At 42.5% G+C, this 287-nt stretch carries 1 pseudogene; it reads left to right on the top strand.

From position 1 onward, the window contains the following. Nucleotides 1-287, top strand: a pseudogene (locus HJY11_RS13535) (HAD-IIA family hydrolase); the annotation flags it as partial.

Genomic DNA, 287 nt, shown 5'->3' with positions numbered 1-287 from the left:
AATTTCATCACTGCTTCTTTTGCAACGATACAGTACCTGAAAAAGCACTATGATGGGAAATTAATTTATGTGATGGGGACGAAATCCCTGCTTAGAGAACTGAAACGTAGTAAAATCCGGGTGACGGTGGACTGTATGGATCCAGAAATTGCATGTGTGCTTGTATCCTATGATAATCAGCTTACTTACGAAAAGCTTCAGGATACCTGCCAGATTTTGAGTACCCGGGAGGTAGGATATATAGCCACGAACCCAGACTATGTCTGCCCAGTTGAATTCGGCTATGT

The sequence above is a fragment of the Bittarella massiliensis (ex Durand et al. 2017) genome (genome assembly GCF_017566145.1).
Classification (GTDB): Bacteria; Bacillota; Clostridia; order Oscillospirales; family Ruminococcaceae; genus Bittarella; species Bittarella massiliensis_A.
Note: the sequence above shows the minus strand (reverse complement) of the source record. Positions and strands in the feature narration are given on the sequence as shown.